The sequence below is a fragment of the Pseudomonas arcuscaelestis genome (genome assembly GCF_016881005.1).
In the GTDB taxonomy this organism is placed as follows: Bacteria; Pseudomonadota; Gammaproteobacteria; order Pseudomonadales; family Pseudomonadaceae; genus Aquipseudomonas; species Aquipseudomonas arcuscaelestis.
On record NZ_JACOPV010000002.1, the window covers coordinates 269,877 to 285,389 of the forward strand.

12 protein-coding genes and 2 pseudogenes are annotated in these 15,513 nt (G+C 59.1%); 6 read left to right on the forward strand and 8 right to left on the reverse strand.

Translation table 11 applies throughout. From position 1 onward, the window contains the following. Positions 1-86: 86 nt before the first annotated feature. From H8F21_RS03520 to H8F21_RS03545, 6 genes are all read right to left on the reverse strand, one after another. Positions 87-2,342, reverse strand: a complete 2,256-nt coding sequence (locus H8F21_RS03520; RefSeq protein ID WP_203479271.1) for an ATP-binding protein — start codon at positions 2,340-2,342, stop codon at positions 87-89. Next, positions 2,339-3,112, reverse strand: a complete 774-nt coding sequence (locus H8F21_RS03525) for a substrate-binding periplasmic protein (protein ID WP_203479272.1) — start codon at positions 3,110-3,112, stop codon at positions 2,339-2,341. The genes H8F21_RS03520 and H8F21_RS03525 overlap by 4 nt, the downstream gene beginning before the upstream one ends. 5 nt (positions 3,113-3,117) lie before the next feature. Continuing rightward, the gene (locus H8F21_RS03530) at positions 3,118-3,834 is read right to left on the reverse strand and encodes a response regulator (RefSeq protein ID WP_203479273.1); all 717 of its coding nucleotides are present in this window, start codon (positions 3,832-3,834) and stop codon (positions 3,118-3,120) included. 71 nt (positions 3,835-3,905) lie between these two features. Further along, positions 3,906-4,550, reverse strand: coding sequence for a TetR family transcriptional regulator C-terminal domain-containing protein (locus H8F21_RS03535; protein ID WP_203479274.1), 645 nt, complete (start codon positions 4,548-4,550; stop codon positions 3,906-3,908). 94 nt (positions 4,551-4,644) lie between these two features. Then, entirely contained in the window at positions 4,645-5,406 is a 762-nt protein-coding gene (locus H8F21_RS03540) for a class II aldolase/adducin family protein (RefSeq protein WP_203479275.1), read from the reverse strand. A gap of 71 nt (positions 5,407-5,477) precedes the next feature. Then, on the reverse strand, positions 5,478-6,515 hold the full coding sequence (locus H8F21_RS03545) for an ABC transporter substrate-binding protein (protein WP_203479276.1): 1,038 nt from the start codon (positions 6,513-6,515) through the stop codon (positions 5,478-5,480). 185 nt (positions 6,516-6,700) lie between these two features. On the opposite strand from H8F21_RS03545, the gene H8F21_RS03550 reads away from it, so the two are divergent. From H8F21_RS03550 to H8F21_RS03565, 4 genes and pseudogenes are all read left to right on the forward strand, one after another. Continuing rightward, complete coding sequence (locus tag H8F21_RS03550) at positions 6,701-8,650, forward strand: oxidoreductase (RefSeq protein ID WP_203479277.1); 1,950 nt, start codon at positions 6,701-6,703, stop codon at positions 8,648-8,650. Positions 8,651-8,722: 72 nt separating this feature from the next. Next, positions 8,723-9,312, forward strand: a pseudogene (locus tag H8F21_RS03555) (cupin domain-containing protein); the annotation flags it as partial. Positions 9,313-9,342: 30 nt separating this feature from the next. After that, positions 9,343-10,089 (forward strand): enoyl-CoA hydratase, encoded by a 747-nt coding sequence (locus tag H8F21_RS03560; RefSeq protein WP_203479278.1) that lies wholly within the window; start codon positions 9,343-9,345, stop codon positions 10,087-10,089. Between the two features lie 131 nt (positions 10,090-10,220). Then, positions 10,221-10,436: pseudogene (locus tag H8F21_RS03565) on the forward strand (DUF3313 family protein); the annotation flags it as partial. Here the strand turns inward: H8F21_RS03565 and H8F21_RS03570 are convergent. Further along, entirely contained in the window at positions 10,433-10,840 is a 408-nt protein-coding gene (locus H8F21_RS03570) for an OsmC family protein (protein WP_203479280.1), read from the reverse strand. The pseudogene H8F21_RS03565 and the gene H8F21_RS03570 overlap by 4 nt on opposite strands. Before the next feature lie 147 nt (positions 10,841-10,987). Further along, positions 10,988-12,367, reverse strand: a complete 1,380-nt coding sequence (locus tag H8F21_RS03575) for an L-serine ammonia-lyase (RefSeq protein WP_203479281.1) — start codon at positions 12,365-12,367, stop codon at positions 10,988-10,990. A gap of 146 nt (positions 12,368-12,513) precedes the next feature. On the opposite strand from H8F21_RS03575, the gene H8F21_RS03580 reads away from it, so the two are divergent. Then, positions 12,514-13,452, forward strand: coding sequence for a LysR substrate-binding domain-containing protein (locus tag H8F21_RS03580; RefSeq protein WP_203479282.1), 939 nt, complete (start codon positions 12,514-12,516; stop codon positions 13,450-13,452). Positions 13,453-13,615: 163 nt separating this feature from the next. Continuing rightward, positions 13,616-15,502: an LTA synthase family protein gene (locus H8F21_RS03585; protein ID WP_203584065.1), complete on the forward strand. Its 1,887-nt coding sequence runs from the start codon at positions 13,616-13,618 to the stop codon at positions 15,500-15,502. Positions 15,503-15,513 lie beyond the last annotated feature (11 nt).

Here is a 15,513-nt window from a genome sequence, read left to right on the forward strand (position 1 = left end):
CGGTTAGCGTCGATTATTGGAAAGCAATGTAAGGTGCGGTTGTACGTAAAGATCGAAGATGTAAAAAGTCGTAAGTTTTTTGTACATCAGCGTTCAATCAACTGCGCAAGCACCTCCAGGGCTCGCTGAATCTGCGCGTTTAGCGATCCCTGCAAGCGCTCCAGCGCGGTTGCATCGCGTGCCATTGCCGCCTCTTCCAGGGCGCGCAACACCCGCGCCAGGCCACAGAACCCCAGCGAGTCGCTACTGCCCGCCAGGCGATGGGCCAAGTGCCCAACCTCGGTGCAGTCCTGCGCGGCCAGCGCCTCGGCCAGCGCGCTTTGATGCTGGGTAATCAAGCCCTGCAACACCGCCAGCAATCCCTGCAGCTTTTGCTCCCCGAGCAGTTCTCGATGGGTCTGCAACAGCGACTGGTCGAGGTCCAGGTCCTCGACATCAGCCACAGGAACTGGTCTTTCGGCAGCCAATGCCTGGCGAAGATTTTCCAGTTTCAGTGGTTTGGCCAGCACCCCCTGCATGCCCGCCTCAAGGAACTCCTGCACCAACGCTGGCTGTACACTGGCGGTCAGCGCCAGTATGCGTGAGTGACGGTTCGGCCCCGGCGCCGCACGAAGCCTGCGACAAAGCTCGACACCGCTGATACCGGGCAAATGCACATCGAGAAGAATCAGATCGAATCGCTGCTGGCTGCACGATGCCATGCCCTGCTCGGCATCTTCTGCCAGCCAGACTCGATGACCATCGCGCTTGAGCAATCCCTGAACCACGTCACGGTTCAACGCCACATCCTCGACCACCAGCACATCCAGGGCCGCAACCACTGGCGTCGCTGGCGGCGCCAGCACCTGTTGCTGTCCGGGGGCAAGGCTGAGTTCGAACCAGAAGCAGCTGCCCTTCCCCTCAGTACTGCGCAAACCGATCTTGCCGCCCAACTGCTCTATCAGGTGTTTGCTGATCGCCAACCCCAGGCCGGTACCGCCATAGCGCCGTGCCACGGCTTCGCTGGCCTGGGTGAAACGGTCGAAGATCTTCGCCTGCATGGCCTCGGCAATCCCTATACCGTTGTCGGTGACACTCACCCGCAGCTGTTGCTTGCCGTCTTGCTCGCCGATAACTTCGACCGCAAGGCTGACCTTGCCTTGCTCGGTAAACTTGATCGCGTTGGCCAGCAGGTTACTCAATACCTGACGCAGGAATTGCTCGGCGCCATGTTGACGTGCGGCCAGCCCCGGATCGATGTCATATTCAAGCGTGCTGGCGTTGGCAAGCGCCCTGGGTTCGAGCAGGGTCAGAACTTCGTCGCACAGCTGGCGCAGGGAGAAATCGACAGGCTCAGGATGGCTTTCGCCTTCTTCCAGGCGCGCGAAGTACAGCACCTCGTTAAGAATGGTGAGTAACCCTTCACCGGCTTTGTACAAGGCATCCAAACGTTTACTGTCCTGACTCTTCAACTCGGCGCCCCGCAGCAGTTCAGCCATGCCAAGAATGCCATTGAGGGGTGTGCGCAGTTCGTGGCTCATGGTCGCCAGAAAGCGCGACTTGGCCAGGTTCGCAGCTTCTGCCTCGTCCTTGGCGTGCATGAGGCTGGCGGTACGACGTTCGACCATTTTTTGCAGTTCATCGCGCTTGTCCTGCAACGCCAGGCGGTCAACTTCGCGCCGTTCGATATCACTGAGAATGGCTCGACGCATATCGTCCAGCGCATGCGCCACGGTGTCGATTTCATCGAAACGCGTCGAGCGACGCTTGTCCAGGCGCAACGGTTCCTGCCAGTCGCCGGCCCCCACGCGCCGGGCAAACTCGGCCATGACCTGCAGATGACGGGTGACCAAACGATAGAACAGCCACGACAAGGCCACCGCCAGGCCGCACAGAAACACACTCATCCATAACAGGCTGATGAGACCGGTGGCGAACAAGCGCCGATGCACAGCGCCCAGGTCGATGCTGACTTCAAGCTCGCCCAGGTGACGCAAAGGCCCCGAGGGTGGCTGGAAGTCGAGCGGGAATCGTTCAACACGCAGCGGCCCCGGCGGATTGGCTTCACCTTGGAGCAGGTTGAAATCGGTGCTGATCAGACGCACCCGGGCCACGTCGGAGAAGTCCACCAGACCACGCAGCTGCACACTGATCTGTTCCTGGTTGAGGTCCCACAGGCTGCGCTCCAGGCTGGCCAGGTAGCCGACGCGAATCAACGCCATGCGTGCATCGATATCACGCATCTCGCGGCGGTATTCGAAATACAACTGAACCGTACTGGCCACGACGGTAAAGCACAGACTGAACAACAGAATAAACAGCAGGAGCCGACGCAGCAGGCCATCAGGCTGCAAGCGGATCATCGCGCATCTGCCGGCAAGTTGATCATGTCACGGTAGGTTACTTCGCTCTGGTGCAGCCAGCGCTCAATCTCGCCCGCGTCAGTCATGCGTTGCAATTGCTCATCAATCTGTGCCATGTGCTGACTCAAGGGAGAATGGCGCGACACCGCAACGCGCAGGTAATCCACGCTCAGGGCTGCTGGCAGCGCCTGAATGTCCTCGGCACCGGCCAGGTGTTCGATGAACAGTTGCCCGGTGCGACGTTCCTGAATGACAAAATCGATTCGCCCGCGAATCAATTTGCCGAAGTTCTGCTGGCTGGACGACACCCATTCGATGTTCTGCTGCCGTGCAATAAACTGGTCGAACTCAGGACCGTAGCTTTCGCCAAACAACAAGCCGCCACGGTAGCCTGCCAGGTCCTGCAGGCGTTGGAATTTTACCGGCCGCTGACGGTTGACGAACACCGCGACTTCTTCGCGTAGCACCGCCACCCTGGAAAAGCGCATGCTCTGGTCGCGTTGCTCACTGTTGTAGGCCAGCACCACATCCACGCGGCCTTCGGCGGCGTCCAGCAGACAGCGCTTCCAATTACCCAGCACGACCATCTCGACCTCGTAGCCCAGGCGCCCGAACAACTCGCGCACCACGGTAGGCGCCAGCCCACGCACTTGCTTGCCGTCGCTCCAGGAAATCGGTGGATACACCGGGTAGTCGCAATAACGAATACGTTCGCCAGCCTGCAGTAGCGGTGCCAGCAACAGGGCTGCCAGGCCCCACCAGCGCAGCATGGTGCTCAGGCCGCGACGCTGGCGGTGAACAGGTAGCCGGCGCCGTGAATAGTAATGATCAGCTGTGGCTCGGCCGGGTCATCATGCAGCTTACGCCGCAGGCGCCCGACCAGCACGTCGATGGAGCGGTCGTTGGGGACCCATTCACGGTTGCGGATCTGGTCCATCAACTGGTCGCGGCTCAGGGTGTGGCCACTGTTGCGCAGGAACACGCTGAGCAACTGGAACTCGCCATGGGTGAGCAGCGTTTCGCCGCCCTGCGGATCGATCAGCCGGCGGCGATCGGTGTCTAGCGCCCAATCGGCGAACTGTTTGAGTGCATGGCTGCTGGCAGCCAGCGGTTTTGAAGCCTGGGCATGACGCACTCTGCGTACCAGGTTCTTGGCCCGTGATACCAGTTCACGGGGGTTCAGCGGCTTGATCACATAATCATCGGCACCACATTCCAGGCCGACAATACGATCGATGTCGTCGTTGCGTCCGGTGATGAGGATGATGCCGACTTCCGAGCGCACGCGCAGTTCGCGGGTCAGGGTCAGGCCGTCTTTTCCCGGCAGGCGGATATCGAGCATCACCAGGTCAACACTGTGGCTGGCGAGAAAACTGTCGGCTTGCTCGGCGGTGTCGGCGCAGTGAACGTCGTAGCCTTCCTGGGACAGGTAGGCGTGCAGCAAGTCGCGAATAAGCGGATCGTCGTCGACGACCAGTACCCGAGGCGTCATTGCGTGTTGTCTCTTTTATAGTCGTTGTTATTTAACTCGCGACAGCAGCGTACCCATTACTGAACAATCGATCAACAGCCCTCTGTCAGGGTGAAGCGCTTACGGCCGCCCGCTTGCAGACCATCGACCCAAGCCTCGCAAATCTGCACGCCTTGTTCGGGCGTGAAGGTGCCGGGATTGAGCCCGGATTCCAGCCATAGGCCGTCGAGCAAGGCGCTCAGGCTAATGGCAGCCAGTTCGGCATTGAAGGCCTGCCAACCCTCCTGTGCTCCAAGGTCAGCCAACAGGCGACCGAGTTCGTTGCGGTATTCACCGTAGGAGTGGTCGTGCACCTGGTTGATGGCCTCGGCGGTTTTCACCGCGCCCCAGAATGCCAGCCAGGCATCGAGCAGTTGCGGGTCGAGCAATTCGGCGCAGAACGATGCGCGAAAGAACGCCGACAGGCGCTCGCGAGCATTGGGTGCGGCTTGGGCCATTGCTTCGCGGATCAGCCCCATGACGCGTCCGGTAACGGCCATGTAGGCCTCCGCTACCAACTCATCCTTACCCGAATAGTGGTGACTGATCAGCCCCACCGACACACCCGCCTCGGCCGATATCTTGCGAATGGACGCGCCCTGGAAGCCATGGCGTTTCAAACATACCAGGGTTGCTTCGACCAGATTGGCCTTGCGCAACTCCGGCACCATACGGCTGTAACGGGCTTCCTGGGACATGGGCAGGTCTCGTGGGAATGGGTGTGATCGCAAGGCAGGTCCGCTCCTGCGGGTGCCCCTCGACACTGTTGAACAACTGTACAACAACTCCCACTCAGTCGCGATAGCCGGGTGCCACTCTATCGAGCAGCCTGAGCAACGCCGCCCACGCCAGTTGCATGCCATCCGGATCGCTCAACTCCCCTTGTTTGAGCACCCGGGCCGGCTCGTTGAACTGGCGCTCGGTATGGGCGCAGACCGCGTCCGAGGGCAACATAATCTCACCCGCAGCTTGCGCCGCGAGCTGGATTTCGCAGGCTTTTTCAAGGTAGTACATGCGCAGGAACGCCTGGCTGACGCTCTCACCCACGGTGAGCAGGCCGTGATTGCGCAGCATCAGTACCGACTTGTCGCCAAGGTCGTGAACCAGGCGCTGCTGCTCGTCCATGTCCAGGGCTACGCCCTCGTAGTCGTGATACGCGACCCTGCCATAGAACTCCATGGAGATCTGGTTGACCGGCAGCAGCCCGCATTTGAGCGCTGCTACCGCGCAACCTGCCTTGGTGTGCGTGTGCAGCACGCACTGGGCATCTTCCCGGGCACCATGTATGGCGCTGTGGATGACGAAGCCGGCCGGATTGACCGGATAGGCCGAAGGCTCTACGGCATTGCCCTGCAGGTCGATCTTGACCAGGTTGGAGGCGCTGATTTCATCGAACATCAAGCCATAGGGGTTGATCAAGAAATGATGCTCGGGGCCGGGAATGCGTACCGAGATATGGGTGAAGATCAAATCGGTCATGCGAAAGTGCGCGATCAGCCGGTAGCAGGCCGCCAGTTCTTCGCGCAGGCGCAATTCGTTTTCAGTCGGCGTCATTGTTGTTGTTCTCAGGTAAGGGCTGGCCAGACAATAGGGCTGGACACCTGCCGGTGTCCAGCCATCGGCATTTACTTGCTGGCCCAGGCGTTGAAGCGCTCTTCCAATTCGTCACCGTGGTCGACCCAGAACTCGACGTTCATCGCCAGGGCCCCCTCAAGGTTTTGCTTGGAGGTGGGCACCCAGTTGGCCAGCTTCGGATCCAGCTCCGCGGCTGCAACCGTATTGGTCGGCCCATAGGGGATTTCATTTACGTAACGCACTTGGGTATCAGGCTGGTTGGCGAAGGCAATCAAGCGTTTGGCCTGATCGACATGCTTGGAGCCCTTGATGATCGCCCAGTAGTCCATGCCATACAGGCTACCCGGCCAGACCAGCGCCATGGGGCTGCCCTGCTGGGCCGCGACCGCAACCCGGCCGCTGTAGGTCGAGGTCATTACCACGTCACCAGCGCTGAGCCACTGCGCCGGCTGCGCACCGGCTTCCCACCACTGGATATAAGGCTTGAGCTCAGTGAGCTTGGCAAAGGCGCGGTCGACACCTTGCTTGGTCGCCAGCACCTTGTAGACATCCTCGACCTTGACCCCGTCGGCCATTAGGGCAAATTCCAGGTTATACACCGCACGCTTGCGCAGGCCGCGCTTGCCGGGAGTTTTCTGCACGTCCCAGAAGTCGGCCCATGAGGTGGGCGCCTGAGCGAGTTTATTGCGGTCGTAGGCAATCGCCACGCTCCACACCAGTACCGCCGAGCCACATTCCTGGGCGGCATCGGGAATCAGTTGCTCGGCACGACCCATCTTTGCCCAATCGAGGTGTTCGTACATGCCCTCCTCGCAGCCGCGCATCAGGTCCGGGCCTTCGATCTGCACCAGGTCCCAGTCGACGTTGCCGGTATCGACCATCACTTTGATCCGGGCCATTTCACCGTTGTATTCACTCTGGATCAGTTTGCTGCCGTCCTGGGCACTGAATGGCTGGAAGATCGCCGCATCCTGGGCTTTTTGGCCGGCACCGCCGTAGGCGACCACGACCATGTCCGGCGCCGCCTGGGCGCTGCCAAGGCCAAAGGCGAGCAGCCAGGGTGACAGTTTGAGCAGATTCGATGTCATCGGTGATTCCTCATGCTGGTACCGCGCTGGGCGCGGTCCTTTTTCTTGTTGTTGGTGAGGTTCGCCCCAGGACTCGGGGTGCATCGAAAACTAGTCAATGGCCAGTAAAAAAACAAGTTGATTTTTTACTGCTGGTACACTTTTATAGAAAAATAAAAACTACAACCCGCTGGAGCCTGTACGCCATGTCGACCTTCAAGCACCTGTTCGAACCGCTGCACATCCGTGGCAAACGCCTGAAGAATCGCATTATGTCCAGCGGACACGACACCTCGATCCCCACCGATAACCTGGTCAACGAACGCCTGATCGCCTACCACAAGGCCCGCGCCGAAGGCGGTGTAGGCCTGATTGTGCTGCAAGTGGCCGGAGTGCACGACAGTGCGCGCTACACCTCCCATGTGTTGATGGCCACCGACGATGCCTGCATCGAGGGTTACCGTCGCCTCGCCGACACCTGCCATGCCCATGGCACCGTGGTGCTGTCGCAGATTTTTCACCCCGGCCGGGAAATCATGGAGTCCAGCGATGGCCTGCTGGCAGTGGCCTACTCCGCTTCGGCGGTGCCCAATGAACGCTTCCGGGTCATGCCGCGCGCCCTGGATCAGGCGATGATCGACGAAATCGTCCAGGGCTACGCCGATGCCGCCCACCGCCTGCACCAGGCCGGGCTCGATGGCGTGGAAGTGGTCGCCAGCCACGGTTATCTGCCCGCGCAGTTCATCAACCCTCGGGTCAACCGTCGCACCGATGGCTATAACGGCGAGCTTGAACAGCGCTTGCGCTTTGTCCGTGAAGTGATTGCTGCAGTGCGCGCCGCGACCTCGCCTGACTTCATCATCGGCCTGCGTATCAGCGCCGACGAGCGTGATGCCGAAGGCCTGAACGAAGACGAATCCTTGGCCGCGGTGCAGGCACTGCAAACGGCGTTGGACTATGTGCATATCGTCGCGGGCACTTCGGCCTCGCTCGGGGGCGCCGTGCATATCGTCCCGCCGATGGCCATCGAAGCTGCGTACCTGGCCCGTGAAGCCGGCACCTTCAAGGCCAGCCTGGCAATTCCCCTGTTCGTCACCGGGCGTATCAACCAGCCCCAGGAAGCTGAACTGATTCTTGCCCGTGGCCAGGCCGATGTCTGCGGCATGACCCGCGCACTCATCTGCGACCCGCAGATGCCGAACAAGACCGACAGCGGCCATGCCGAGGATGTTCGCGCCTGCATTGCCTGCAACCAGGCCTGTATCGGCCACTTTCACCGCGGCCTGCCGATTTCCTGCATTCAGCACCCGGAAACCGGGCGGGAACAGCAATTCGGTCAACTGCAAACTGCGCCAATGCGCAAACGCGTGATGGTTGCCGGGGGTGGCCCGGCTGGCATGAAGGCCGCCGCGGTGGCCGCCGCCCGTGGGCATGCAGTCACCCTGTACGAAGCCAGTGCGCAATTGGGCGGCCAGGTGCAATTGGCGCAATTGCTGCCGCGACGCGCCGAATTCGGCGGCGCCAGCACCAACCTGCAACGGGAGATGCAACTGGCCGGTGTCGAGGTGCTACGCAACACCCGCGTGGATCGTGCCCTGGTTGAGCGTGAAAAACCGGATGTGGTAATCGTTGCTACCGGTGCCGAACCCTACTGGCCGGCCTTCGAGCGCGGTGGTGAACTGCAGGTGGTCGACGCCTGGCAGGTGCTGCGTGATGAAGTCAGCCTTGGCCGCTCAGTGCTGGTGGTGGACTGGCGCTGTGACTGGATCGGCCCTGGCATCGCCGAACGCCTGGTACGTGCCGGGCATCAGGTGCAGTTGGCCGTCAATGGCACGCACTGCGGCGAAAGCCTGCCGCTGTACGTGCGCGACCAGATGGCCGGAGAGCTACATAAACTCGGCATTGCCATCACCCCTTACGCCCGCCTCTACGGATGCGATGACAACACTGTGTACCTGCAACACACCGCCAGCGGCGAGCCGATGATCTTCGAGAACATCGATACCCTGGTGCTGTGCCAGGGTCATCAGCCGGTCGATACCTTGGTCGACGAGCTTGAAGGTCTGGTGGAAGTGAAGCGTATCGGTGACTGCCTGGCCCCGCGCACTGCCGAAGAGGCCATTTACGAAGGATTGAAGGTCGCCTGGACGCTCTGAGCCTGTTTATACTCCGGGGCTTTGCAGCGTGCGGTTCGGAGCACCCCATGAGCAACAGCAGCAAGATGCCGCACGCCAGCGCCGTCCCCCATCAGGATGGCACTGGTGCCCCGCAGTTTCTCGGCACCCGCATTCGCGGCCTGCGTAAACGCCGGGGCATGACCCTGGCAGAGTTGGCCCGGCAGAGCGAGTTGACCGCAGGCTACATCAGCCAGCTTGAACGCAATTTGTCCTACCCTTCGATTCCGGCGCTGTTCAACATCGCCCGCAGCCTGGGCGTGACCATTCAGTGGTTTTTTGCCAGCGAGACCAGCACCGACCCGCAGGACAACGGCTATGTCGTGCGCAAAAACAGCCGCCTGAGCGTGCATTATGAAGATGGCATTGTTGATCAGTTGCTGACCCCGCAGCCCAACCGCGAGCTGGAAATGCTCCACTCGCGCTTCCCGCCTGGCACCTACAGCCAACAAAGCTACAGCCATGATGGCGAAGAAGCCGGCTACCTGCTGTCCGGCAGTTTCGAGCTTTGGGTGGGTGAGCGTTACTTCCAGCTCAACGAAGGCGACAGTTTCAGCTACTCCAGCCAGGAGCCGCACCGTTACGGCAACCCAGGCGAAGTCGATGCTGTGGTGATCTGGGTGATCACACCACCCACTTTCTGAATCCAACGACAAGAACAACAAAGGCTTGCCATGAACAACCTGATAATTCACGACCTGAACAACGGCTTGTTGACCCTGACCTTCAATCGGCCAGACAAGCTCAATGCCATGAACAGTGCAATGTATACCCAACTGGCCGACCTGCTGTTGGCGGCGGATGAAGACCCACGGGTAGACGTCATCATCATCACCGGTGGTGCCCAGTGCTTCAGCGCAGGCAATGACCTCAAGGACTTTCTCGACAACCCACCCAGCGACATGGACAGCCCGGTGTTTCGCCTGATGCGCATTGTCATGGCACTGGACAAGCCGTTGATTGCCGCAGTTTCCGGGGCTGCCATTGGTATCGGCACTACCCTGCTGCTGCATTGCGACCAGGTGCTGGTCAGCCGTACAGCCAAACTGCGCATGCCGTTTGTACCCCTGGGATTATGCCCGGAATTCGGTTCCAGCCTGTTGCTGCCACGACTGCTTGGCCATGCCCGCGCTGCGCGGTTGTTGTTGTGCAATGAGTTGCTCAATGGTGAGCAAGCGCTGCAATGGGGGCTGGCCAATGAGCTGCATGACGACGGCGAGCAATGCCTGAACGCTGCCGTACAATTGGCCCAGCGCCTGCAAAGCCTGCCGCAGGAAGCGTTGCGGGTCAGCAAACGCTTACTCAAGGACACACACCGCCAAGAACTGGATGCCTGCGTACGCCGCGAAGGCCTGCTGTTCATCGAGCGTTTGCACACCCCGCAAGCCCAGGCTGCACTGCGTGCGCTGGTCAAGGACTGAGCCTGCCGGTCTAGAGGTGGAAGTTCGCTTGCCCCGCACTCAGCAGCGTTTCACAGGCACCTCGACCACCAACCGCACCTCGTCATAACTGCCATCAAACTGGCCGACCTCGGCGCAGCGGTTATAGACGAGGGGGCCGCGACCAAGATGTGGAAATCGCCACCGAAGCGGCGTTTCTCGACGGTGGCAGCAACACCGTGGTCGCCCAAGTGGTACGCAAAGGCGCTGGCAGGGAGCTGGAAAACGACGCCACCAAACTGAGCACGGAGGACGTCAAGCCGGTACTCGACAGTTGGGCCACCGACATGCGCCACAGCTTCGTCAAGTTCAACAACGAAGTGCGCTAGTCACTCAACTTACTGTCTATGACAATGCTGCCACTGAGCAGCTTGTGCACTGGACAGGCATTGGCGATTCCCAGCAAACGCTCACGCTGCGCCGCATCGAGATCACCGTGTAGCTCAATGACACGTTTGATTTCGGTGCGCATGGGCGTGGTTTTCTCTTCTTTGACAATATCCAGTTGCACATGCACATGCTGCAGCGGCCACTCCTTGCGCTTGGCATACATCGACAGTGTAATCGCAGTGCATGCACCCAGCGCCGAGAGGAGCAACTGATGAGGGTTGGGGCCAGTATCGTGGCCACCAAGCGCCTGATTTTCATCCGCCAGCCACTGATGGGCACCAGCAGACAGGTTGACGGTGTAGGGAATCTCACCCAGCTCGGCGTGGACGGTCGAATCGCTCATCTGCAGCAGCTTCCTTTGCGGTGCCCAAGCCAAAAGGGCCTGGCGCGAGAGTGTTAACACTAGCGTCGCAGCGTAAGCATGGGAAGGGCCGTTTCAGTCCAAACATGACTCAGAACAGGCACTGGTCAATCGCGGCGCAGACTGGCTTCAGCATTCGACAAAAGCCACGGCCAAGCCACCACGCGAGGTTTCCTTGTAGTTGGCATGCATATCCGCCCCTGTATCACGCATGGTTCGAATAACCCGGTCCAAGGAAATGAAGTGCTCACCATCACCGCGCAACGCCATCTGCACAGCGTTGATGGCCTTGACCGCAGCAATCGCATTACGCTCGATACACGGCACCTGAACCAGCCCGCCGACTGGGTCACAGGTCAGACCCAAATTATGCTCCAGCGCGATTTCCGCTGCGTTTTCCAGCTGCATCGGCGTGGCCCCCAGCACCTCGGCAAGCCCTGCTGCAGCCATGGAGCACGCAGACCCCACCTCCCCCTGACAACCCACTTCAGCACCGGATATCGATGCATTCTTTTTGCACAGGATCCCCACGGCAGCAGCACTGAGCAGGAAGTCGACCACATCGCTGTCGCAGGCATCGGGGTTGAACTTCATGTAATAGTGCAGCACCGCCGGAATGATCCCGGCCGCACCATTGGTAGGTGCAGTCACCATCCGCCCGCCGGCAGCGTTCTCTTCGTTGACCGCCAAGGCAAACAGGTTGACCCACTCCAGCGCCCCCAACGTCGAACCGATCACATTCGGCTTGCCCAACTCCTGCAGGCTACGGTGCAGCTTGGCAGCGCGACGCTTGACCTTAAGCCCACCCGGCAGAACGCCCTCGTTGCGCAGGCCATTGTCGACGCACTCGCGCATAACCCGCCAGAGTTCGAGCAGGCCGCTGCGAACGTCAGCCTCCGTACGCCAGGCTCGTTCATTGGCCATCATCAGTTCACTGACGCGCAACTTGTGCTGTTTACATAACGCCAGCAGCTGTGCTGCGCTGCTGAAGTCATAGGGCAACTGCACCGACTGATCTACATTGCCATCACCGCTGGCCAACTGCCCCGCTTCGACAATAAATCCACCGCCCACCGAGTAATAGGTTTGCTGCAGCAACAGTTTGCTTGCACTGCTGGCTTCCAGGGTCATGGCATTGGGGTGGTATGGCAGGCTTTCATCGAGCAGCAACAAGTCACGATCACACGCGAAGGCAACCGGGTGACGGCCATCGAGTTGCAGTACCTGAGTGTCGAGCAACTGCTTGATCAGCGGCTCAATGCGCTGCGGTTCGATCTGGTCGGGCCACTCACCCATCAAGCCAAGCAAAGTAGCGCGGTCGGTAGCGTGGCCCACCCCGGTAGCCGAAAGCGAGCCGTACAAACGAACCTCTACGCGACTGACCTGCTCCAACAGCCCCTGCTCGCGCAACGTTTGTGCGAAGGTCGCCGCCGCCCGCATCGGGCCCACGGTATGAGAGCTCGATGGCCCGATACCCACCTTGAAAAGATCGAAAACACTGATAGCCATACTAATGCCTGCACGCTCAAGCGACGAATGCCATGCTGAGGTGGTGTGAAAAAATTGAAGGGTGTCGCGAAGTTGCGCGATACTGCCCGGACTCGATGGCATTGACCAACGAAAATTCCTAAGCAAGCCTTTAGCAGAACTAAACGATGAGACGACAAATGAATGGCCAGATGTATGTCTGGCTGAACGTGTTTTCCTGTGCCGCGCGCCACCTGTCGTTCACCCGCTGCGCCGAAGAGCTGCACATCACGCCGGGGGCGGTCAGCCAGCAGATTCGTCAATTGGAGGAGCGCCTGGGCTTTCGTTTGTTTCTGCGTCGGGCCCGCGGTGTTGAGCTAAGTGCCGAAGGCCAGCGCCTGGCGCTGACGGTCCGCGAAGCCTATGGCAGCATCGACGCGGAACTGGTGCGCTTGGACGCTGGCGAAATCCGTGGCACTTTGCGCCTGCGCTCGATCCCATCGTTTCTGGCCAAGTGGCTGACGCCGCGCCTGCCACGCCTGCAGCAACGCTATCCAGATATTCAACTGCGCCTGGTTGCCGAGGACAGTAGCCAGGCCTTGCATGAAGGCGATTTCGACCTGGCCATCGACCTCAATGACGGTAGCTACCCCGGCATGCATTCAACGCCGCTGCTCGATGAGCAGATCTTCCCGGTCTGCTCGCCGGCACTGCTGCGGGGCCGCCCGCCCCTGCATGGCCCGAACGATCTGGTGCATTATCCATTGCTGCACGACATCACCGCCTGGCGCGGCAGTTCGGAGTACGCCGAGTGGGAATTTTACCTGGAGGGTATTGGCGCAAGTGGTCTGGACGTACGCCGTGGGCATACGTTCAACCGTAATCACCTGACCATTGAAGCCGCCATTGCCGGAATCGGCGTGGCCATCGCCCGGCGTACGCTGCTCAATGACGAACTGGAGCGCGGCACATTGATCGTACCGTTCGGCCTGCCGGTGGCCAATCACAAGCGCTATGTATTGCTGTATCCGCCCGGTGGCCTGGCGCATCCAAGCGCCCGGGCGGTACATGACTGGCTGGTTGAGGAATCCGCAAACTTCCGTGCCCTGCATGCTCAGGTGCTGTAGCCAGTCGTGAGCTCTACCCTGCTCACTCAAGCCCTGGGTGTGCTTGCCCAAACAGAGACTGGATGCTTAAGTTGATTAAGTCGAGGCGCTGTCGATCGAGGGCGCGTGCTTGTCTTGCGCCTCGACTGCCACACTTACTCTAAGAATCCAGGGGCTAAACACGATGTGGAAGAGACCATACTTATTACATATCACTGTCCTTCTTGCTGTTTCGCTTTTACTTGTTCCGAAAATCATCCTGATAGAATTTTTCTCTTATCGCTGGATTGATACTGGGGCGGCCAGTATCTTTTTATTCCTATTGCAAGATGTGCTGTTGGCGGCGGTCATTTACGTTGCCGCCGTCACCTTGATAAAAAGAAACAAATACTATTTCTTTGCAGTCAGCCTTTTCACGGGCGTCGTACTCTTGGGCCTGTTAGTGGACATGCGCGTGCGCCAGCTTTGGCTTAAACCTCTAGACCTGCAGCTTATACAATACAGTCTGGAAAACTCGAGCAACCTACTCTCGGGTGCTGAAATATTCTTCAAACAGTCTTCAGGCTTTGGCTATACCTTCCGATTCATCCTGTTCGTTGTTTTTCTTGCCTACCTCGGCAGCTGGAGTCTCGTCGGCCTTGCGACGTATAAGCTACAACGGAACTCGAGCGCTACCCCCGCGAAGAAAGGTCACTACGCAACTGCTTTTGCAGCGCTTCTGGTCAGCCTGTTCTTGTGGTCAATTTATGCCGGTGATGTGCGCTACGACCTGAACAAGAATATTCTGGTCAACCCGTTGGTTGCGACACTCAGAAGCAGCATATCCCTGACTGCCAACCCGCATAAAACCCTGCCCGCGTTCGAACAGCCCGCGTACCCGTTATCCGCAATTAATGCAGTGCAAAAACTGCATACCCAGCCCATGCCAGAATTCAAGAACCTCGTGTATATCGTGCTGGAGTCAGTGCGCTGGAACAGCATTTTTGGCCCGGGCGTTAAAACCGCTGAACAATACCCGACCTTCGAAAAACTCTCTCAGGAAGGGATGCTGTTTAAATCATATGTATCAGTGCCTCACTCCTCCAAGGGCTATTATTCGATCTTCACCGGACTCCACGCCTACCCGGACATTGAGATCAAAGAGGCCATGCACCTCTATCAACCGAGCATCATCCACGAACTGAAAAAGCAAAAAAACATGGAGTCCGTTGCCTTCAGCTCCCTGTTTCTTCAGTTTGAGAACATGGATGGCTTTCTGTCATCGATCGGTGTTCCGAACGCCCATGCGGTCGCCGACATGATTCCGAACAAAACCGACGCACAAAACAACAACAGCTTCGGTGAAAGCGACGAATATCTGTTCTCCCCCAGTGCTGCGCACCTGGCTGATATCAACAAGCAAGGCAAAGGTTTTGTCGCACTTTATTTCCCGATGGCAGCCCACTACCCATACAACTGCAGCAACGACCCAACGCCCCAGGCAGCGATTGGCCAATACGAAACCTGCATAGCAAAAACAGACACCCTGTTGGGTGACATGCTGGATACCTTCGATCAGGCTGGTATTCTCGACTCGACCCTGTTTGTGCTAGTCGGTGACCACGGCGAGTCGTTTGGCGAACACGGCGTATTCATTCACAACTCTTCAATGCATGAAGAAGAAGTTACCGTACCGTTGATCTTCTGGGCCAAAGGCAATGTCCTGCCCAAGAACACTTCGAGCACCAGTCACCAGGTGGATATCGCCCCGACCATTGCCGACTTTTTTGGCCTGACCGATGCTGCTATCAATGTCCAAGGCGTCAGCTTGCTGAGGGCGCAAGAGAAGCGCGCGTACTTCATGTCCACGTTCTTCGACCAGCTGTCCTCCGCGCTGGTCGAGCATCCGTACAAATACATCTACGAGTACAGCTCAGACACCATCACCAAGTACAACATCGAGGTCGATCCGCACGAAAAGGTCCCACACCCGGTGGTAGGCGACGAGTTCACCGCGATCAAAAACCGCTTGCTATCGTACAACCTGTACCAGAAATCGATGTTTGAAAAGGCGCCTGAGCAACCTGAATGACATGGCCCTGC